The sequence below is a fragment of the Pseudomonas sp. CF161 genome (assembly GCF_000416215.1).
Taxonomy (GTDB): domain Bacteria; phylum Pseudomonadota; class Gammaproteobacteria; order Pseudomonadales; family Pseudomonadaceae; genus Aquipseudomonas.
The window spans coordinates 96,669-117,604 of sequence record NZ_ATLP01000052.1 but is presented as its reverse complement, the minus strand read 5'-3'; the positions used below and the strand labels follow the sequence as shown (position 1 = coordinate 117,604).

17 protein-coding genes are annotated in these 20,936 nt (G+C 64.4%); 3 read left to right on the top strand and 14 right to left on the bottom strand.

All coding sequences use genetic code 11. The annotated features are described in order from the left end of the window. Nucleotides 1-7: 7 nt before the first annotated feature. The 3 genes from CF161_RS09400 to CF161_RS09390 all read right to left on the bottom strand — a co-directional run bounded on the left by CF161_RS09400 (nucleotide 8) and on the right by CF161_RS09390 (nucleotide 3,252). Nucleotides 8-796 carry an SDR family NAD(P)-dependent oxidoreductase gene (locus tag CF161_RS09400; protein ID WP_020296345.1) on the bottom strand — a complete coding sequence of 263 codons (789 nt, stop codon included), beginning with the start codon at nucleotides 794-796 and terminating at the stop codon, nucleotides 8-10. Nucleotides 797-885: 89 nt separating this feature from the next. Then, on the bottom strand, nucleotides 886-1,917 hold the full coding sequence (locus tag CF161_RS09395) for a hypothetical protein (RefSeq protein ID WP_020296344.1): 1,032 nt from the start codon (nucleotides 1,915-1,917) through the stop codon (nucleotides 886-888). Between the two features lie 57 nt (nucleotides 1,918-1,974). Further along, the gene (locus tag CF161_RS09390) at nucleotides 1,975-3,252 is read right to left on the bottom strand and encodes a cytochrome P450 (RefSeq protein WP_020296343.1); all 1,278 of its coding nucleotides are present in this window, start codon (nucleotides 3,250-3,252) and stop codon (nucleotides 1,975-1,977) included. Nucleotides 3,253-3,645: 393 nt separating this feature from the next. Between CF161_RS09390 and CF161_RS09385 the strand changes: the two genes are divergently transcribed. Beyond that, on the top strand, nucleotides 3,646-4,290 hold the full coding sequence (locus CF161_RS09385) for a TetR/AcrR family transcriptional regulator (protein ID WP_020296342.1): 645 nt from the start codon (nucleotides 3,646-3,648) through the stop codon (nucleotides 4,288-4,290). 78 nt (nucleotides 4,291-4,368) lie between these two features. Here CF161_RS09385 and CF161_RS09380 read toward each other — a convergent pair whose 3' ends face one another. The 8 genes from CF161_RS09380 to CF161_RS09345 all read right to left on the bottom strand — a co-directional run bounded on the left by CF161_RS09380 (nucleotide 4,369) and on the right by CF161_RS09345 (nucleotide 15,622). After that, on the bottom strand, nucleotides 4,369-5,973 hold the full coding sequence (locus CF161_RS09380) for an NAD(P)/FAD-dependent oxidoreductase (protein WP_020296341.1): 1,605 nt from the start codon (nucleotides 5,971-5,973) through the stop codon (nucleotides 4,369-4,371). 96 nt (nucleotides 5,974-6,069) lie between these two features. Continuing rightward, complete coding sequence (locus CF161_RS09375) at nucleotides 6,070-6,891, bottom strand: SDR family NAD(P)-dependent oxidoreductase (protein ID WP_043228996.1); 822 nt, start codon at nucleotides 6,889-6,891, stop codon at nucleotides 6,070-6,072. A gap of 49 nt (nucleotides 6,892-6,940) precedes the next feature. After that, nucleotides 6,941-7,759 carry an enoyl-CoA hydratase/isomerase family protein gene (locus CF161_RS09370; protein WP_020296339.1) on the bottom strand — a complete coding sequence of 273 codons (819 nt, stop codon included), beginning with the start codon at nucleotides 7,757-7,759 and terminating at the stop codon, nucleotides 6,941-6,943. Further along, nucleotides 7,756-8,727: a hypothetical protein gene (locus tag CF161_RS09365; protein WP_020296338.1), complete on the bottom strand. Its 972-nt coding sequence runs from the start codon at nucleotides 8,725-8,727 to the stop codon at nucleotides 7,756-7,758. Before CF161_RS09365 ends, CF161_RS09370 begins: the two co-directional genes overlap by 4 nt. A 47-nt stretch (nucleotides 8,728-8,774) precedes the next feature. Then, nucleotides 8,775-11,306: an RND family transporter gene (locus tag CF161_RS09360; protein ID WP_020296337.1), complete on the bottom strand. Its 2,532-nt coding sequence runs from the start codon at nucleotides 11,304-11,306 to the stop codon at nucleotides 8,775-8,777. A gap of 35 nt (nucleotides 11,307-11,341) precedes the next feature. Continuing rightward, nucleotides 11,342-12,475: a YCF48-related protein gene (locus CF161_RS09355; protein WP_020296336.1), complete on the bottom strand. Its 1,134-nt coding sequence runs from the start codon at nucleotides 12,473-12,475 to the stop codon at nucleotides 11,342-11,344. Nucleotides 12,476-12,571: 96 nt separating this feature from the next. Then, a complete protein-coding gene (locus CF161_RS09350) occupies nucleotides 12,572-13,930 on the bottom strand; it encodes a DUF1329 domain-containing protein (protein ID WP_043228994.1) in 1,359 nt (452 codons plus the stop codon). A gap of 30 nt (nucleotides 13,931-13,960) precedes the next feature. After that, entirely contained in the window at nucleotides 13,961-15,622 is a 1,662-nt protein-coding gene (locus CF161_RS09345; RefSeq protein ID WP_020296334.1) for a DUF1302 domain-containing protein, read from the bottom strand. Nucleotides 15,623-16,038: 416 nt separating this feature from the next. Between CF161_RS09345 and CF161_RS09340 the strand changes: the two genes are divergently transcribed. Further along, entirely contained in the window at nucleotides 16,039-16,884 is an 846-nt protein-coding gene (locus CF161_RS09340; protein ID WP_020296333.1) for an SDR family oxidoreductase, read from the top strand. A 103-nt stretch (nucleotides 16,885-16,987) separates the two neighbouring features. Next, a complete protein-coding gene (locus CF161_RS09335; RefSeq protein WP_020296332.1) occupies nucleotides 16,988-17,872 on the top strand; it encodes a DMT family transporter in 885 nt (294 codons plus the stop codon). Here CF161_RS09335 and CF161_RS09330 read toward each other — a convergent pair. From CF161_RS09330 to CF161_RS09320, 3 genes are read right to left on the bottom strand one after another with little or no spacing between them, the layout of a single operon-like run. Beyond that, a complete protein-coding gene (locus tag CF161_RS09330; RefSeq protein ID WP_020296331.1) occupies nucleotides 17,869-18,642 on the bottom strand; it encodes a tyrosine-protein phosphatase in 774 nt (257 codons plus the stop codon). The genes CF161_RS09335 and CF161_RS09330 overlap by 4 nt on opposite strands. A 2-nt stretch (nucleotides 18,643-18,644) precedes the next feature. Beyond that, nucleotides 18,645-19,844: a phosphotransferase gene (locus CF161_RS09325; protein ID WP_020296330.1), complete on the bottom strand. Its 1,200-nt coding sequence runs from the start codon at nucleotides 19,842-19,844 to the stop codon at nucleotides 18,645-18,647. Then, complete coding sequence (locus CF161_RS09320) at nucleotides 19,841-20,878, bottom strand: amidohydrolase family protein (protein WP_020296329.1); 1,038 nt, start codon at nucleotides 20,876-20,878, stop codon at nucleotides 19,841-19,843. Before CF161_RS09320 ends, CF161_RS09325 begins: the two co-directional genes overlap by 4 nt. Nucleotides 20,879-20,936: the final 58 nt, after the last annotated feature.

Genomic DNA, 20,936 nt, shown 5'->3' with positions numbered 1-20,936 from the left:
GACATGATTAATGGCCCTTGAGGATTTCTTCGACCTTGGGCAGCGCGATCATGGTGGCGCCGCCGTCCACCAGCAGCGAGGTGCCGGTGATGTAGGAGGCCTCGTTGGAGGTGAGAAACAACACCGCATGGGCAATGTCGGCGGACTCCCCCAGGCGCCCCACCGGGAAATGCGCGGCCAGTTTGTGCGGCAATTCATCACCCAGGGTTTCGAGCATATGGTCGGTGCCAATCAGCCCGGGTTCGACCACATTGACCAGGATGTTCAAGGCCCCGAACTCCACCGCCAGGCCGCGGGCGAAGGCGTTCATGAAGGCCTTGCTGGAGCCGTAGGCAATCAGGCGCGGGGTGTACTTGCGGTTGGCTTCGCCTGAGGAAATAAAGATCAGCCGGCCTTTATCGACGGCCCTGGACAGATAAGGTGCACAGTCCTTGGCCAGCCAGAACAACGACTGGATATTGCTGCGCACGATGTGATCGAAGGTGTCGTCGGCCATCTCGGCGATCAGCCCATGGCTGGTATCGGCGGCGCAATGGACCACGATGTCCAGCCCGCCAAAATGCTCGACGGCCCCTTGCACCATGGCCTTGATCGCCTCCCGGTCGGCGATGTCGCCTTCCACCAGACAGGCTTGGGCGCCCAGGGCATTGATCTGCTCGATGGTCTGTTCGCCGTAGCGCGCGGTGCGTGCCGACACCACCACCCTGGCGCCTTCCCGTGCATAGGCCAGGGCGATGGCCCGGCCCATGCCGCGGCCGGCACCGGTGACCAGTACTACTTTGTCGCGGAATTTCATTGCGCTTCCTCATTGTTTTTATGATTCGAGGCGTTGTCGCAGTCGGTGCACCTGGCCGTTGAGCAGCGCCGGGCGCACTTCACAGGGCGTTACAGATCCTTGCCGGGCACATTGCGCGCCGAACCGTTGCGCCGGTCCGACTCGCCCCAGCCCAGCCAATGGGAAGGCTCGCGGGTATCGCCGACTCGGCGCCAGCGGCCTTCCTGCTGTGCGGTAATCGGGAAGCCGCCGACAAAATCGATCATCTCGCCCCGCTCATCCGGCAGGAACTCCCACTCTTCCTTGCCCTCCAGCACAATCCTGGCGGACTTCAGGAAGTAACTGCCGTCCTTGTGTTCGGTCTGCCCTTCGATGTCGGTGGTGACCCGTACCTCACCCTTTTCATTGTTGAAAATGGCGTAGCCCAGGTGATCGTGGCCAACCATGAACGAGCCCGTGTCCCAGGTACCGTCCTGGTAAACGGTGACGAACGACCACCAGATCACGTGCTTGTTGTTGTTCACCACCAGGTCTTTCTTGAAGTGAATGGCCCCGCCCTCGGCCATGTAGAACTGGTCCAGGGCCATGGCGCCCTTGACCGGACGCCCTTCGCAGACCCCGGCCAGTTCCCACAGCTGGGAGACGTAGAAGGTGCCCCACTCCACCCCCGGCAAGTACCACTGCAACCCCGGGCCCAGCAGGCGGCCTTCGAGGTGGAACAAGCCCTCTTCCTTCCAGGTCAGGCGTTCGCTGCTGGCGGTGATTTCCCAGGCATTGCCGGCCTCGCCCGGCTGGCTGGACCAGCGCGCGGTGTCGCCCTCCAGGCTGTGCACCGGCAACGGAGTCAGGGCCTGCCTGGCCATTTTTTCGTGGTCCATGCGCAGGTTGACCTGGTCGACATGGTTGTTGAGGTAGAAGAACTTGGTCGGGTTCGGCGTGCCGTTGGGGGCCATCAGCGAACGCACGAAGGAATAGATATTGCCCTGCTCGTCACGCACCGAGCCGAAGGGTGAACTCTTGCTCAGGTGCAGGCCGAAAAAGCCACGCTCGGCGGACATTGAAGCGCCGGTGACCTTGTGCGGTCCGGCCAATTGCTGAAAGCCGAAATCACCGCGTTCTGGAATGGTTTTAAAGGTTCTCATGGTGCCCTCTGTTATTTTTTTAAGGCTAGGGAAAGGCTGCCGGGTGGCGAGCCGGGTTCAGTCCCAGATCACCGGCAGCGAAGACACACCGCGCAATTGCGCGCCGCTGATCTGCGGCACCGGCTGGCCAGGGTCCAGGCGCAGGTTGGGGAACAGGTCGAGGATCGCGTTGATCGCGCAGCTGATTTCCACCTTGGCGACAAACTGGCCGATGCACATGTGCGGGCCGAAGCCGAAGCCAAAGGACGGCTTGGGCTTGCGGTCGATATCGAACACATCGGGGTTGTCGAAGGCGTCTTCGTCGCGGTTGGCCGAGACCACCATGCACTGCACGAACGAGCCCTTGGGAATCGTCACTCCGTGGAACTCCACGTCCTTGGCGGTTTCCCGCACCTTGAAGGTGGCCACCGGCTCGAAGCGGGTGGTTTCATCCATCAGTCGGCCGATCAGCGAGCGATCGGCCTTGACCCGCTCCAGCAAGCCGGGAGTGGTCAGGAGCAGGGTCATCACCGAGCCGAACATGCGGGTAGTGGTTTCACCGGCGGCCGGCAGCAGCGAACGGGTGAAGGTAATCACTTCGTGATCATCCAGGGTGCGCCCTTCGTACTCGGCCCGCAGCAGGCGCCCGACCACATCATCACCCTGGCTGCCCTCGGCCCGGCGTTGCACCACCACCCCTTCCAGGGCGTCGTACAGGCCTTTGACGGCGATGCCGGCCTGGCGCCGGGCCTCGACCATCTTGCTCGGGTCGATCTGGTTGCCGCCGACAATGGCCAAGGCCCAGGCCGCGTATTGCTTGTATTTGGAGGGGTCGTCGGATGGGAAACCCATCAGCGCATACATCACCCGGATCGGCAGTTCGAGGCCGAACTTCATCAGGTCGGCCTGCTTCGCCGGCAGCATCGGTTGCAGGTATTCCTCGCGTATCACCTGGTCGATCTGCGGGCGCCACTTGTTCACGGTCTCCGGCATGAACGCCGGCTGCAACAGGGCGCGCACCTTGCGATGCTCGTCGCCGTCCATGGCCAGAATGATCAGGCCATCGAAAAACGCCCCCAGGCCTTCGGCGATAAAACCGCTGGTGTAGGTCGCACCGTCGCGCAGCACGGTCATCACGTCCTGGTACTTGAACAAGGCATAGGTCGGGCGCGTGCCCTGCTGGGTGCCGGCGTTGGTCGGCACGCCGAACTGGGTGATGAAGTCGCCCTCGTAGATCGGCGACTTCAGGCGTTGTTCGCGGCACACCGCATGGATGTCCAGGTCAGTGCCACGGTACATCTGCGACACGGCGGAATACGCGGTGGCCAAATCCAGTGCTGCGCTCTCGTTGCTCATCAGGCTCTCCTATCGTGTGGCCCTCGCTGTGCGCAGTCAGGTCCTTGCGCACGGCGATACCGGGGGATGCGAGACTCGCGACAGCGCAGCGCGACAACAGCAACAGGGTCGAAAACCAGGGGGCCGGCAAACCGGTAACGGCGGATGCGGCATCGACGAGTCTCTTGTTTTTATTCTTCTGCACACCAAGACGGCCTGGTTGGAACCCTCGGTGCTAAAGCGTGCCAGCGGACTTTTCGGCGCTTTACGTCCGAAGCCTGGGCTGCCAACCTATGGTATGCGCTCGCCTGTGGACGGGCAGTTCGATTCGTTTGACCCCAGGTCAAACGAAGGCATCGAGTAAATGCTTCAAGATATGAACAACGTGGCCCAAGCAGGCATAAGGAGCACAAGGTGGCGGTAAAGGCAGCCGAAGGTGGCGAACCGGGAAAACGCAATACGATGAATCGCCTGCTCGCGGCTGCTCGTATCGAGTTCGCCCGCAAAGGCCTGGCCGGGGCGCGGGTCGAGGAAATTGCCCGCGACGCCGGGGTCACCAAGCAGCTGGTCTACCACTACTACGGTTCCAAGGAAGGGCTGTTCGTGGCGGTACTGGATGAGTCCTCGGACAACATCATGTCCGAGCTGGTCAACCTCAATGTCGAGCAACTGGCACCGCCCGAGGCGATGCGCACGGTGCTCAATCACTTCTTCGACCAATACCGTTTCGACCCCTTCCTCGGCAGCCTGGCCCTGGAAGGTATTCGCTACCACGACGTCCACGAAACACCGCGCAACCATTTTCTGGAAATGGCCCCGGCACTGATCGCCAAGCTCAACGCGATCCTGGTGCGCGGCGCGGCCAGCGGCGACTTCCGCGCGGACATCAACCCGCGCCTGCTGCTGGCCTGCGCGTCACTGGTGACCACCGGCTGGTTCACCAACCGCTACTCGATGTCGGCCCTTGCCGGGCTGGACACCGACTCGGCAGAAGGCATGTCCACCTGGCGCCAGTATTCGGCGGACTTTGTCCTGGCGAGCATTGCCCTGGGGGCATGAAAAAGCCGGCAGCGCCTGGGCGCTGCCGGCGTCATGCGGCCTGGCCGGGCCCGTGACCAGGCCGTGGCCACTCGCGGTTCAGCGCCGGGTTTTCTTCAAGTAGGCGCTGACCCGCCGGGCCGCCAGGCGCCCGGCCATGCCATTGACTCCGCCGCCGGGATGGATGCCTGCACTCCCCAGGTACAGGCCCGCCACCGGCAAGGTATCGCCCCCCAGCCCATAGGCCGGGCGCATGGTGCTGGAGCGCATCGACGTGGTGTCGATGTGCACCACGCAACCGTTCACGGTGTTCAAGCGCGCGGTAAAGTCCGGCGCGGCCTCTATCCGGCGGCCGAGCACCTGGCCCTGGATCCCGTCGATGTAGGGATACAACTGCTCCAGTGCCTGGTCGGCGACCCGCTCGCGCAGCGCGTCCCACCCCAGGTTGGGGTTCACCGGCATGACCGGCGGATAGATGTACAGCACGTCCTGGCCGGCCGGAGCCTGGGAAGGGTCGGCAGCACTCGGCGCGGCCACGGTGATGTAGGGCAAGGTCGGCACCTCGCCTCGGGCGCAGGCGGCGAAATTCTCCAGCACCGCTTCTTCGGTGCCGATCAGCATCACGGTTTTGCGCAGGTCCACGCCGTCACCCCGCGCGGCCTCGAAACGTGTCAGGGAGATCTGCCCGCGCAGCGCCACATCCACCTTGAGCGGGCCGGAGCCCTTGGCATTGGCCGGGGCCATGGCAATGCGCGTCAGCAGATGCTTGGGAATCTCGCCGGGGCTGACCATCTCCAGCGCCGGCTTGGGGTGGCAGCCGGCAATCACCGCGCGGGCGGTGAACTCGCGGCCGTCGGCCAGTTTCACCCCGCTGACCTGGCCGTTCCTGGCGACGATTTCACTGACGCTGGCCGACAGCAGTACGCGCCCGCCCAATTCTTCCAGACGGGCCTGCATCGCGTTGCTCAACTGCTGCATGCCGCCCAGTACCCGACCCACCCCGAAGCGATGGAGAAAGCCGAGCAAGGCGTAATAGATCCCCCCGCCATCGGCACTGATATCGCCCGCCAGGCCGGTGAGCGCGCACATCGCGGAGATCGTCACCGGATGCTCGAAACGCTCGCGCGCCGCCTGCAGCGCCGAGCCGGTCATCAGCGCCATCAGCTCCGGCTTCAGGGCCTTGTGCTTGAGCGCGGTGCCAAGGAGCTTCAGCTTCACCCCCAGGTTGGTCCGGGCCGGGTCGACGCGCATCATCGGCAGCGCGATGTCGAGGAACAGGTCGATGACCTTCATGAACGCCAGAAACGCTTCGGCGTCGTGGCTGCTGAAGCGGCGGATCTCGGCGGCGGTCTTCTCGCGGTCACGCCAGAAGATCAGCGACTGGCCATCCGGGTGCAGGTACACGTAACCCGGGGCCAGCTCCACCGACTTGAACCCATGGCGCTCCAGCCCCAGCTCCGCCGGGACATGGGCATGCACCCGCATCGACATCATGTCCAGGGCACAGGGGTGGACCAGATGCTGGGGCGCCTCGGGAATCAGGTAGCCCGACGACGCCATGCCGCCCACCTTGTCCAGGGCCTCCAGCACCAGCACTTTCTTGCCTTCCATGCCCAGGTAGCAGCCTGCCGACAGGCCATTGGTGCCGCCGCCGACCACGATCACATCGAAATCGGTGTTTTGCGCTTGTTGGTTCTGATTCATCACATGCTTCCATGTCGAAGTTCAACCACGGCGGCACGCGGCGGCGGTGGCGGCAAAGAGGTCCACGGCCTGCCGCGGGGCAGGCCGTGGCAGGGGTTACATGCCCGTGCGGCCCATCTGCGCGAACAGCGCGCGCATGGCCACCAGCGACGGCGTGTGGCTGCTGAACCCACCGTCGGCGACCAGGGTGCTGCCCGTCACGAAGGACGATTCGTCGCTGGCCAGGAAGGCCACCACATCGGCGATCTGACGCGGCGTGCCGAGCTCGGCGGTGCAGTGGTTGTCACGCAGGATGTCGAGCAAGGGTTCCGGCATCGCGTGCTCAGAAGGCGCCAGGCCGATCTGCAACGCATTGCCACGGATCCCCTGCTTGCCGTACTGCGAGGCCACCATGCGCGGCAGCATCATCAGCCCGGCCTTGGACGTGGCGTAGCCGGTCAGGGACATATCGCCCTGCATGCCCAGGCCCGAAGTGGCGAAAATGATCGAGCCCCGGGCGTTTTCCAGCATCACCGGGATCACGTGCTTGGTGCACAGCACCGCACCACGCAGGTTGACCGCGATGGCGCGGTCCCAGGCCCGCATGTCGAGGTTGACGAAATCGCGGTCCAGCTGGCGTTGCTCGGCGTTAAGAATCGCCGCGTTGTTGTGCAGCACGTCGATCTGGCCAAAGTGCTGCCGGACCTGGGCGACCATCGCCTGCACCTGCTCCTCGCAAGACACATCGGTGCCGATCGCCAGGGCCGCGTGGCCCTGCTCCTGCAGTGCCTGGGCCACGGCCCTGGCGCCTTCGAGGTTGATATCGACCACGGCGACACTGGCGCCATGGGACGCCAGCACCCGGGCGCACTCGGCGCCCAGGCCACCACCGGCGCCGGTGATAATGGCCACGCGTCCTGCCAGTTTTCCTGTACTCATGTCCGGTTCCTTATTGTTCTTGGGAGACATTGATCCGAGGGGTGAGCGGTCACTCGCCGGTGAAGCGCGGTTCGCGTCGCTCGCTGAAGGCTTGGGCCGCTTCACGGGCATCCTTGGTCGGGGCCAGCAAGGCAAACAGGTCCAGCTCCAGGTTCAAGCCACTCTTGAGGTCCAGCTCCAGGGCCGCCCTGGCCGCCTGCTTGACAAAGGCCGAGGCGATCGGCGGCTTGCTGGCGATGCGCTGGGCAAAGGCCCGCACCTCGTCCACCAGGCTCGCGCTATCGCCGGCCAGGCGGCTGACCAGGCCAATGCGCTGCGCCTGCTCGGCGTTCATCCGGTCGCCGGTGAGCAACATGTCCAGGGCCTGGCCCGGCGCGACCACACGAGACAGGCGCTGGGTGCCACCGCCGCCGGGAATCAGCCCGAGGCCGGTTTCCGGCAGGGCGAACACCGCGTTGGGCGCGGCAAAGCGGATGTCGCAGGCCAGCACCAGCTCCAGGCCACCGCCCATGCAGTAACCGTGGATCGCCGCGATCACCGGTTTGCCGATGGTGTCCAGGGCTTCGATCCAGCGCACATTTTCCATGCGCAGGCGCACTTGCAGGCTCGACTCCGGGCCACGCCGCTCCTTGATGTCGGCGCCGGCGCAAAAGCCCCGCTCGCCTTCGCCGCGAATCACGATCACGCGGATTTCCGGGTCCTGCTGCAACAGAGCCAGAGCCTGGGGCACGCCCCGGCGAATGTCATCGTTGATGGCGTTGATCTGCTGCGGCCGGGTCAGCACCACCCAGCCGACATTGGCCTCGCGCTCCAGACGCACGGCCTCGTTGATCAGCAGCACGGGCTGCTGGATTTGCGCTGTGCTCATGCAGGGCACTCCTCGAACTCGAAGACCTGGCCGTCGAGCTCCCGTGGATCGATCTTGATCAGCGCCCGGCCGCCCACCGCCTCCGAGGATTCGATCCACTGGAATTGCGTGCCACGGGCCCGCAGGTCCTCGGCCTTGGCGGCCAGGTCGTTGACCCCGATACGGATGTAGTAAGGGCCCGGCCCCCAGTTGTTGACGTAGTGCCCGGCGTCGGTATTCCAGTAGGTGGCCTCAAGCACATCCAGGGTCGCGCTGTTGGGCACGCTGAAGCCCATGCGCGCTCGGCGGTAGCCTTCGCTGCGGATGTTTTCCACCGGGCCGCTCGGCTCCCAGTCCAGATTGGTCGAGACCTTGCGCAGGGTTTCATCGAGGTCGCGCACCAGGAAGCCGCGAGCCGTGACCCGCACCATGTCGCCGGGCTTGAGATCGAGTGGCTGCACCGGTGGCAACTGGTAGGTTTGTGCCGGCATCTGCAGCGGCTCGGTCGGCATGATCTCGATACACAGCCCGCCATCCACCGAAGGCTGGTAGTACGGCTGCTCTGGCGTGGCGCCCAGCCACAGGCGGTCGAAGGGCATTTCCGGAGTGCGCTGGGCCATGCGGAACGGCAGGCGCCGGCGCATCAGCTTGTCCACCAGGGCGTCGAATTTGTCGCCGTGCAGGGCCAGCACGATGGAGTGCGTGAGCATCGGCCGATGGCGGCCCTGAAAGTCCTTCAGGCTTTCCAGGAAGTCATGAAACAGCGGATCGCCCGGGTTGGGTCGGTCCAGGTGCCACTGGGGCTCGATCCGGGTCGGCGACACCACCAGGGATTTATGCACCCGCAAAAAGTGCGCGATGTAGGGGTGGTTGTCGAACGCCTGGCGCCAGCGCTCGTGCTTGTAGATTCCCAGCTTGTCGACCAGCATCTCCGTCATGCCGTCCGGGTCTGGAACCATCATGTCGGCACTCATCAGTAACTCGAACATCTCTCTCTCCTTGCAATTGCCAGCCAGGCCCTGGGCCCGGCGATCAGTCAGCGGGCACGCCGCGGTAAGGCGGGCTCAGTCAATGCGTGGTAGGTCGGTTGGGCCGCAGGCTTGCGTTGCTCCTGCTGCGCGCGGGCGTCCTCCAGGTCGAGGGTCATCCCGCCCTTGGAGTTGCCCTTGGGGTTGAGCAGGTAATGGGACAGGGCCGGGATCAGCACCAGTGCGCCGAGCATGTTCCAGAGGAACATGAAGGTCAGCAGGATGCCCATGTCGGCCTGGAACTTGATCGGCGACCAGGCCCAGGTAATCACCCCGGCAGCCATGGTCAGCCCCACCAGGGCCACCACCCGCCCGGTGAAGTCCAGCGAGCGTCGATAGGCCACGGCCAGGCTGCCGCCGCGTGCCTGGACCGCCAGTTGCACGCTGAGCAGGTACAACGCGTAGTCCACCCCTACTCCAACGCCCACGGCGATCACCGGCAAGGTCGCGACCTTGAGCCCGATGCCCAGCCAGACCATCAGCGCCTTGCAGATAATGGTGGTCATCAGCAGCGGGATCAGGGCCACCAGCGTGGCGCGCCAGCTGCGGAAGGTCAGCAGGCAGAGCAAGGCGGTGGCGCCGTACACCGCCAGGTACATGGTGATGATGCCGCGCTCGACCTCGATGTTGGTCGCCGCCTCGATCCCGGCATTGCCCGCCGCCAGCAGGAACTCCACCGGCTGCTCGGCACCCGCGGCGCTGTTGTTCTGCCTGGCGAAGTCTTCGGAGACCTTCAGCACCCGGCTCAGGGTGTCGGCCTTGTGGTCGGCCAGGTAGGCGATCAGCGGGGTCACCGAACATTGCTGGTTGGTGATGCCCGGGGCGGAAATCATTGCCGCGTCCACTGCCGAGTTGGTGATCGCCTGGTCCCGGCTGATGCTCAGCCATTTCGGGCTGCCCTCGGCCATGCCGGAGCTGATCATGCGCACGGTTTCCGCCAGGGACTGGGTGGTTTGCACGCCCGGGGTCTGGCGCAGGCGCCAGGCCAGCTTGTCCATGCTTTGCAGCGACTGGTACAGGCGGCAGCTGTCTTCGTTGGTCTTCATGATGACCACGAACTGGTCACTGGACAGCCCGTAGTTGCGGGTGATGTAGGCGTTGTCGAGGTTGTAGCGCGAGTCGGCGCGCAATTCGGGCGCGCCGGGGTCGAGGTCGCCCACCTTGAGATGCATCATCACCACGCTGCCCAGCAGGGTCACCAGGAGCGACAGGGCAATCACCGCCGTGGCCATGGGCCGTTCGGTGAAGCGATCGAGGCCGTGCCAGATCCGCCCGAGCACACCCCGGTTGGCTTCGCCGGCCTGGTCCTTGGCAATGGCTATGCGCGCGGCCTTGCGGCTCACGCCCAGGTAGGACAGCGCCACCGGAATCAACAGCAGCTTGGTGAAAATCAGCACCGCCACGCCGATGCTGGTGGTCAGCGCCAGATCGCGGATCACCGGGATATCGATGATCACCAGCACCGCGAAACCGACGATGTTGGTCAGCAGTGCCGTCAGGCCGGTGAGGAACAGCCGGCGAAAGGTATAGCGCGCCGCCACGTATTTATGGGTGCCGCGCCCGATGTCCTGGAGGATGCCGTTCATCTTCTGGGTGCCATGGGAAATACCGATGGCGAAAATCAGGAACGGCACCAGGATCGAGTACGGGTCCAGGTCGTAACCCAGTATCTGCATCAAGCCCAGCAGCCACACCACCCCGGCCACCGCCACGCCCACCAGCAGCAGGGTGCTGCGCAGGCAGCGGGTGTAGAAGTACACAAACAGGCCGGCGATCACCACCGAGGCGCCGAAAAACAGCATCACCGAATACAGGCCGTCGATCAGATCGCCCACCAGCTTGCTGAAGCCGACGATGTGAATGCCGACCCGGTCGCTTTCCAGCGAACGGATCTGCGCCTCCAGCTGCTTGGAGAATTCGCCGTAGTCCAGCGGTTTGCCGGTCTGCGGGTTGGTGTCGAGCAACGGCGCGACGATCATGCTCGACTGGCTGTCGTTGGCCACCAGGTTGCCGATGATGCCGGCACGCATGATATTGCGGCGCAAGGCGCTGATGGACTTCTCACTGCCGTCGTAGTCCGAGGGCATCACCGCACCGCCGTCGATGCCCTCCTCGGTGACTTCCTTCCAGCGCACGATGGGCATCCACAGCGACTTCATCCACGAGCGGTCGACCCCGGGTATCAGGTACAGGGTGTCGTTGACCTTTTGCAGGGCCAGCAGGTAGTCCGGATCGTAGATATCGCCGCTTTTGTTCTCCACCACCACGCGAATGCTGTTGCCCAGGCCCGGCAACTGGTTTTTGTAGGCCAGGTAATTCTTGATGTAGGGGCTGGAGCTGGGAATCATCTTCTCGAAGCTGGCATTGACCTGCAGCCGCGTGGCGAAGAAGCCCAACACCAGGGTGGCGAGCAGGCAGGCAACCACGACCAACATGCGGTGACGGAAAATAACCCGTTCAAACCAGCCGCCGGAGTTCTTGTCGAAGTCCTCCAGGTTGGCAATCACTGGCATTCCGCTGTTGAATTTTTGCTCGACCATGTTTTCTTTCTCGTAGGGGGATAGTGCCGGCGGCGTCAGTCAGCCCGGGCAATATCGATGACCTTGGCGCCACTGAAGCGCGTGACAACCAGGCTTCCGGCCTGTGCGGTGGCACTGGCGGCGTACACCTCGCCAACTCGTGCGTCGGGCAGTGCGGTAACCTTCAGGCTCTGCCGGTCAAGCTTGACCAACTGCCCGCCCTGGCTCACCACGATCAGCTCCGGGCCTTGCTCGACGATGCTCACCAGGCTGCTGTTGAGGTGGGTCGCCACGGCCTGCCAGTGCTGGCCGTCGTCGCGGCTGGCGAACAGGTTGCCGCGCAGCCCATAGGCCAGCAGCAGTTGATCGAAGGCCCGGACACCGAAATAGGTGCCGCTGTAGGGCGTCTCGATCCTGACCAGGCGTTGCTGCCCGGCATCCAGGCGTAGCAGCAGGCCTTGCTCGCCGCTGATGTAGAAGGTGCCAGCGTGTTCCGCCAGCCCGTACAGGTGCATGCGCCGCTCGTTGTCACTGCGCTCGATCCACGGCTCCCAGTTCTGGCCGTTGTCGAGGCTGTGCAGGACCATGCCAAAGGCACCCACGGCAAACCCCTGGCCCTGGTCGTCGAATAGCACATCGAGAAATGGCGCAGCCAACACCCCTGGGGTCGCCGACGTGCCGACCGCCATCTGGACTTCCTTGAGCACCAGGGCGGCGGACTCGTCGCCCCGCTCCGCCCGAGGGCCGTAGTAGTCGTTGAGCAGGGTCAACAGCCGGCGCCCGTCAAGCTGCACCTGCCAGCTGCGACCGCCATCGGTGCTGTGCAGCACCAGCGCGTCATGGCCGACGATCCAGCCGTTGCGCTCGTCGCGAAACCGGACCTGCACTAGGTCGCTGGACACCGGGCTGTCAACCTGTTGCCAGGTCTGCCCGCCATCGATGGAACGCTGGATCAGCCCGTGCAGGCCGACGCTGATCAGGGCGTCGCCGGCTCGGGTCACCGCCAGCAGGGGTGCGGGCAGCTGTTCATCTACCCGCAGCGCAGGCAGATCCAGAGAGTCGGTGGCCGGCGCGGCCGCGCTATGCGCCGAGGGCAGCGCCAGCAATGCGCCCATACCCACGGTCAGCGCTACGGCCAGCGCCAGGCGTGAGGTGGCGCGATGAAAAGAATCAGGACAAGGGCCAGTCATTATTTTTATTCCTCAACCATCCCGAAGGTCAGAACAGGCCCGCCCCGCCCGCCCGGCTTGATGCGCAGGCCGGTGGGCAAGGCAGGCGTGCACCGGTCAGCGTTGGGTGACCCGGGCCACGATGGCTTCCGGGTTCATGTCACGCTCGGAAAGCGGTTTGTCGATGAACTTGTAGCCGCCCTTCAAGCCGTCGTTGAGCAAGGCATACATGCCCTTGTTGAAGTCGTAGACGACGTTTTTCACGTTGTAGGGAATGGCCTTGTCGTACAGCTGCACACCACTGAGGAAGATCGAGCGATACAGCGCGCCGCTCTTGTCCCAGGCGTCATACAGGCCCACGCCGTAGGTGTCTTCATCCAGGTAGTAGGTGCGCTTGCTGTAGACGTGGCGCATGCCCGGCTTCAACGTGGCCTCCACCACCCACACCCGGTGCAGCTCCCACCGCTCGTTCGCCGGGTTGGCGTGATGCGGCATGAACTGGTCTTCCTGCTTGATGCCGAAGTAGAACTTGTAGGCGTTGTACGGGATGTACATCTCCTTGCGGCCCACCAGCTTGTAGTCGAACCGGTCCTGGCTGCCGGAGAACATCTGCAGCTCGTCGAACAGGGTCACCCCGCCCTGGCTGGCCACCGGCGTATCGAAGGCAAACTCCGGCGCCAGCTTGACCCGACGCTGCCCCGGGGAATAACTGAAGGAGCGCCGTGCCTTGGCCAACGGGTCGAGGAAGTCGGTCAACACCACCACTTCACCGGAGCGTCGCGCCGGGTAGTCGTTACGCGAGAACACCCGGGCATACATGGTCGGGTCGCGGTCCGGCTGGGTGACCTGGTAGTAAGGGGTCTCTTCGAAGGTCGCCTGCTCGGCGGTCTTGGTGATCGAGCCATTGGCGTCCACCACCCAACTGTTGGAAGACGAGGTGGTCGAGTAGCCGGTGCCGATCTTGTAGCGCACCTGCTGGTTCCACATCACTTCGTTGCCGGTCTTCGGAATCGGAAACGGCAGCCCGCCGCGGCAGCTGGTGTCCACCGCCAGGCCGTCTTTCTGGATCTGGCAACTGCTGGCATTGCGCACGGTGGCGTCGAGCACTGCCTGCGGATAGGCAGTGGTGCGGTGACTGGGGTAGATGTCGAGGTAGTAGGTCGGGTACTTCTTCATCAGGGCCTTTTGCCCTTCGCTGAGTTTGTCCGCGTACTGGTCGAGGTTCTTGGCGTCGATGCGAAACAGCGGTTTCTCATCCTTGAACGGATCGACCCAGAAGCCGCTGTCGGCGACGAAACCGGCCGGTGCCTTGGTCAGGCCGCCTTGATAGGCTGGGATGCTGCCGTCGGCGTTACCGGCCTGGATCGCGCCAAAGGCGGTCAGGCTTTTGCCCAGCTCCGAGGCATCGCCTCCGGCCGCCAGGGTGCAGGTGGCCACGCTCATCAGGGCTATGGATAAGGCAAGTTGTCGTTTCATACACAGGTTCTCCGATTCTTATTGGATTTGTCAGAAGGAGGTCTTGAAGGTGAACGCCAGCCAGCCACGGTCGGTGCCGCCTACGCCGCCGTTGCCGGCGACGGTGCCATTGGCCAGGTTCTTGGAACGCGCCTGGGTGTCGGCGTAACGCAGGCCGAACTCATAGAGCTGGGCGTAGGTGGCCTTCACCCCGACCGAGTACGACAGCGCGCCTTCGTTACCGCCGCCGGCGGTGGGTGCGTTGCCATGCAGGCCGTAGTTGACGGTGAACGGGACATCCAGGTCCCAGGACGGGAAGATCGAGATGTACTGCGGGGTGTAGTTGACGGCCACGGCGTAGTAGTTCTTCGACGAACAGCCATCGGACTCGCTGCCGGAACCGGCGATGCCCGGCGTCCTGCCATTGGTGCAGGCTGCGGTGCCGGCACCTTTGTACAGTTCTTCGTGCTCCGTCACACGTTGCAGGTGGCTGTAGGCAAATTCACCGACCAGCGTGGCGTTTTCCGAAATGAAGTTACGCGGTACGCCGTACACGGCGTTGGCGATGAAGTGCAGGGTATCGCCCCGCGGCCCTTCGTCATCCAGGGCACTGACCCCGGTGGCATTCAGCGCGCCGTTCATGCGGTAGGAAAGCTCCGTACCCACGGCCACGGTATTGAACACCCGGGCAAAACTCAGGCCCGCAAGTTTCACGCCCCGTGGGTAGACCACCCGGTAGGAGCCCAGGGCCGCCTTGACCTGCGGCGCCAGCCACGGCTGGTAATCGTCGAACTGGCGATAGTAGGCGCCGAAGGTCGATTCGACTTCCTCGACGTTGAGCTTGGCCATCACGCCCCAGTTCTTGCCATCGCGCCCGAAGCGCGAATCTTGGCGCTGCAGGGTAGCGCCATTGGGGGCCAGGGGCAGTTGGTCCGGCCCTTCGAACAGCGGGTCGGCGCCGCCGAAGTAGGTGCCGCCATAGGGGATGCGGGTCGGTTCCCACTCATAGAAGTACTGCGCCGCCAAAGACAGGTGGTCGGTGACCTGGGCCTTGGCCGACACCTGGCCAACCGGCAGGAACACTTCCTTGGTTTCGATACCCGGGCTGGTGGAGGCTTTCACCCCATCGCTGGGTGCCTGGGAGTAGGACACGGAGTGCGCGCCGAACAGCAGGCCCTCACCCCAGTAATTGGTGTGGCGACCGATCTTCAGGTTGACCGGCGTATCGCCGATGTTGAAGTTGCGCCAGACGAAGGCATCGAGCAACTCGCCCGAAGGGCCGTTGACGTAGCGCTTCACTTCGTCGCTGTAGCGGTTGTTGTGGTAGCTGGTGGCGTAGCCGGGGACGTTGCTGCTGACCTTGTGATCGTTGTACGCCTGGTCGAACCAGGCCGCAGCGCTGAGTCGCGCGCCCCACTCGTTGAGGTAGGAGAAATCGAACTCACTCAACAGATCGAGGCGATTTGTCACGATATCGCCTTTATCGAACTTTCCGTCCGACTCGTCGTAGTTCGGCGTATTCATGATGCGACGGTCCTGGCTGTCCGTACGCATGCCCAGGTTGTAGCGCACGGTATTGTCCCAGCGCACCCGGTAGTCGGGGTTAGACATATCGAACGAGGCCGCCATCAAACCCTGGGCGCTGCCCACCATCAACAGCGTCAGCGCACCTTGAGTCAGCACCCGCCGACCCTGCTTGGTCTTGTCTTTCATACACACTACCTTTTTGTTTTTATTTTCAGTCGTTGTGCGTTCAAACAGTCATTCCAGCGATCTGCGAAACCCTACAGGATCGTTGCAAGTCCCGCTTGGACGGTCGGCTCACGAGGTCTAGCACGCATCTGTGACCACAGTCCTCCTCAGCTAAAGCGCACCGTAACGGATCACGATTTAAAATTCCATATAAAGATTTCAATTCTACATATAGAATTTTAAACACTCACCGGTCGACAACGGTTCCAGGCGGCGGCAACGCCAGGACTAATACTGCACACATAAGCAATAAACGTTCAAATAATCTTTGACCCTTTTCGCGTTTGGGCTTTGAATAGCCCGGGCAGACTCACTGAAAACGCCGCGTCCCGGGAAAAAAACAGCGACGGGCGTGTAAAACAACAAGAGGAGCCACCATGAACATCGACTTGAGCGCCAAACGCGTCATCATCACCGGCGCGTCGCGGGGCATAGGCCTGGCCATCGCCCGGGCCTTCGCGGCCGAAGGGGCGCGGGTCGCGATCTGCGCCCGCAGTGAAGAGGCGGTTCGCGCCGCCGGCGCGCAATTGGCGGAACAGGCCCAGGCGGTCATTGCCCGGGCCGTCGACGTCACCGACAGTGACGGGGTCAAGGCATTTGTCGCCGAAGTTGCACAGGCCTGGGGCGGCGTCGATGTACTGGTGAACAATGCCGGCCAGGGCCGTGGCGGCAACCTCGACACCCTGACCCCGGAAGCCATTCTTGAACACGCCAATATCCTGCAGATGGGGCACTTCCGCTTCGTCCAGGCGGTGGTGCCGCACATGCGCGAACAGCGCTGGGGGCGCATCATCGAAATCAACGCCCTGGCCGGGGTGATCCCGACCCCCGACGGCATTCCCTCAGTGATCAACCGCGCCTCGTGCGTCGCCCTCTCCCGCTCCCTGGGCATGTCCCTGCCCAAGGACAACATTCTGGTCAACAGCCTGAACATGGGCTGGATCGACACCGGCCAGTGGGACCGCCACTACCGGGAAATGGGCCCGGGTGTCAGCCGCGAAGAGTTCGACGCCATGGTGATGAAAGTGGTGCCCATCGGCCGCTATGGCAAACCGGAAGACGTGGCGGGCATGGCGCTGTTCCTGGCCAGCGAATACGCCAGCTTCATCAGCGCCGCGTCGATCGATATTGCCGGCGGCATGGGTGGGCAGATTGCCTACTTCCCGACCCTCAAACGGGATTTCGCCGCCGCCATCCAGGCGCGCAACGCCGCCCGCGACTAGGGCCCGACGGGGGCCATGGCGCCCCTCCGGCACTCACCGACGGCCGCACCAGCGGCGGCCATTGCGGTGCGCAGCGCGCACCCCTCACTTTGGCGTCCGCGCAATGAACCTGCTGTTACCTGTCCTCGCATCACTGATCTGGGCCGCCAGCACGGTGGTCAATCGCCTCTCGGTGGGAGTGATCGACCCGGCGGCGATTTCGTTCTATCGCTGGCTGACGGCCCTGCTGGTGCTGTCACCGGTGTTGCTGCCCAGGGTCTGGCGACTGCGGCGCAGCATTCGCCCGCACCTGCCCCGGCTGATGCTGCTGGGCTTGCTCGGCATGTCGCTGTACCAGTCCCTGGCCTATTTCGCCGCGCATACCGTCAGCGCCACCTCCATGGGCCTGATCCTGGCGACCATGCCCCTGCTCACGGTGTTGCTGGCCTTTGTGGTGCTCAAGACACGCCCCACACCGGCGCTGCTGCTGGGCGCCCTGGTGTCGTTTGCCGGCCTGGCCTGGCTGCTGGCCGCCGGCGACCTGGCGTCGCTGTGGCGGCACGGGGTGGGCAGCGGCGAGCTGATGATGCTGTTGGCGTCGCTGTCCTACGCGCTGTATTGCGTACTGGTCAAACGTTGGCAAATCCCCCTGCCAACCTGGGAAAGCCTGTACGTGCAGATTGTCTGCGGCACCTTGCTGCTGGTGCCGCCGTTCCTGCTGGCGCCGTCCATTGCCCTGACCCCGCGCAATATTCCCCTGGTGCTGTTCGCCGGCCTGTTTGCCTCGGCCCTGGCCCCCGGCCTGTGGATGCGCGGCCTGCAAACCCTGGGACCGGAAAAGACCGCGGCCCTGATGAACCTGGTACCGCTGTTCACCGCCGCGCTGGCCATCCTGTTGCTCGATGAGACCCTGCACCTGTACCACGCCGTAGGCGGTGGCCTGATTCTGCTGGGCATCGGCCTGGCCCAGGGCTGGCCCGCCCGGCCCCTGGCCAGGGCGACGGCCTAGGGCACCAGCACGCTGTCGCGCAGCCCTTGCAGACCTGCTGGGTCCAGGCCGCTGAAACGGTGCAGGTAGCGCTCGAGGCCACCGTACTCGGTGTCGATCGCCCCCAGGGCCGCCTGCAAGTATTCAGGCCGGGCATCCAGCACCGCGTCCATGGCGGCTTCGTTCGGGGACTCGCCCAGCAAGTGCGCCAGCGCGTGGCCCAGCGCCTCCTGGTGCGGCGGGTCCAACTGGCTGAAGCGCCGCGCCGAAAGCAGGTAGTCGACCATGATCGATTGCGGCGTCACCCCCAGGGCATGCAGCAGGATCGCCACCGCCACCCCGGTACGGTCCTTGCCCGCCGCGCAATGAACCAGCACCGGAACACGGTCCGCCGCAAACAGCGCGAACAGGGCCGGCAAGTGCGGCGCCAGCAGGCCCGGCAAACGTCGGTATATCGCCTGCATCATGTCGCGCGCCCCCTGCCCCGGCGCCGCGCCCCCCAGCCGTGGGTCGCCAGGACCGTCGCCCGTGAGGTCCAGGTGCAGGTGCAGCACCATCGGCCCTGGCAGGCAACTGGGGTAACGCGCCCGCTCGCCGGCACTGCGCAAATCGCAGACGGTCCGCAGCCCCAGCTGTTGCAGGGCCTGCCAATCCTGCGCGGTCAGGCGATGCAACTGGTCGGCGCGCATAAGCGCATGCCGGCCGATGCGCCGGCCGCAACGGCTGGGCAGGCCCTGCAGGCTGCGAAAGTTATCCGCGCCCTGCAATTGCAGGGGCTCTGGATGGGCCATGGCTATGGCTCCAACAGGTGCTGGTAGGCCGGCGCCAACGGCCGTGCGTGCTGCCCCAGGATCGGCGTCCGCCGTGGCCGGCGACCGTGGGTCAGCAGGCGCAGGGTGTCGAAGTCTTCGGCGGCGGCAAAAAAACGCTCCACCATCGGCAACCCGACCTGGCCCCAGTCGTCCATGTTCGACATCCAGGTCTGCATGCCCCACACCGGCCAACGGCGCAATTGCTCCCAGGCAGCGTCCTGGCCCAGCACCCCTTCGGCGCCCAGGCTGAGCAGCTTCTCGCGGTACACCCGCAACAGCGCCGGGGCTTCGGCGCGCCGCTCCTCCACGGTCAGGGCACCGAGCATGAAATACGCGACATCCCGCCATGGCCGGCCACGCCGGGCCAGCTGCCAATCGAGCCAGATGCGCTGGCCGCTGCTGCGTAAAAAGCTGTTGCCCTGATGGGAGTCACCATGGATCAGGCAACTGGGCGACCGCTGATCCAGCTCGAACGCCGCCAGCTCGTCGAAGGCCTGGCTGAACAGCTCCGGGGCCTCATACATCCATGCCGGCAATAGCTGCAGATACTCCGGCTTGCGCAGGTTGACCTTGATGTAGTTGTACATGCGCAGCAGCCCGTTGCTGTCCACCGGGTTCGCCATCGACACCGGCAACCAGCTCTGGCGCTGCAACAGCTCGCTGCCCCAGGTGGCGCCATGCAGTGTCGCCAGTGACTCCAGGCCCGCCGCCACACCGTCCACCCCCAGGTGATCGGTGCTGTGGCCGAACTGCCCGGGAGCCAGGCCCAGGTCCTCCATCATCACCACGCCCCGGCCGCCGCCATCGGCGTCCCAGTCGCAGAAATAGCTGACCGGCAGCGGCGCCTGGGGCCAGTTGCGGGCCAGCTGATAAAAGCGCGCCTCCAGCTCACAGATATCGCCGCTTTCAAACCCTTCGGACCAGTTCGACTTCAAGCACACATGGGGCGCAATGCCCGCACGCTGGCCCACCTCGTTCAGCTGCAAGCGGGCACGCAGCTTGGTGGTGTGCCCGTTGCGCACTTCGAGCACGTCCAGGACCTGCACCTCGATCCCCGGGTAACGCGGTTGCAGCAACCCCGTGAGCCAGGCCGCGTCGATCTCCTGCAACTGCCGGGGCAGGCGCCCGCTGCGCTGCGGATACGGGCGGCCGACCTGCATCGCCAGCAGGTCGCCGGTCATGGCACCAGAACCCGATCGCTGCCGGCCGGCACCTTGAGCTTGAGCAGTTCGATGGCGTTGCCGCTGCGGATCCGCTCCCGGTCATGGCTCGACAAACCGAGCCCGGCCGTCAGGTCGCCATGGTCATAGGCCCCACCAAAGTTGGTGCCATACAGCAGGCGCTCGGCCCCCACCACTTCGGCAACCCCACGGCGCAGGCCCGGCGCATGCACGTCCAGGTCGAAATAGAAATTCTGCAGGTAGTCCATCAGCGGCCGCTGGTTGCGCGAGTCCGGGGCCATGGCCCGGTTCAGCTCGCTCAGGCGCCCCAACTGGAACACCGCCATGCCGCCGGCGTGGGTGATGTAGGTTTTCAGGGTCGGGAACACATCCAGTGCGCCGCCGCAGATCAGGTACCAGAAAAACAGGGTTTCATCGACGCAGTCGCCCACGATCGAGGTGGTCTCGAACTTGTCGTCGGTGTGTTTCTGCCCCCAGTAAATCGACTGGTTGAAGCCGTGCACCATGATCGGCACATCCAGCTGGGTGAGCTTTTCCCAGACCGGATACAGGCGCTCGTCATGGGCCTCCAGGCCATTGAAGTTGGCCCCGCCGACACACACGCCCCGAGCCCCCAACTGGGTCACCGCGCGGTCGATTTCCCGGGCGGCCTGCTCCGGGTCCGCCAGGTTGGCGTGGCACCAGAAATCGAAGTGGTCGGGATCGGCGCGGCAGAACGCCGACAACTCGTCGTTGCAGATGCGCGCGTACTCATTGGCAAAATCCCCCGCCCAATACATGAAGCAGTGGGACGGCGTGGACATCACCAGCTTGTCGACTCCGCGCTCGGCCATCAGCGTGCGGCGGCTGGCATGGGTCATGCGCGCCAGGAGGTTGGCCTGGGCCTCGGCATCGGTGGCGGCCTTGGCCGGTTGCTTAGTGCCCAGGGAAAAGTGGCCCACTGTCAGGCCCTGGACCTTCATGAACGGGCCCCAGAATTCATGACGGTTAAGCATGCCTTCGGTCAGCAGATGGGCGTGGACATCAATCAGCATGGCGTTCTCCTTTTTATAATCAGCCAGCGGACTGAACGGCCGCCTGGCGGGCCGCTCG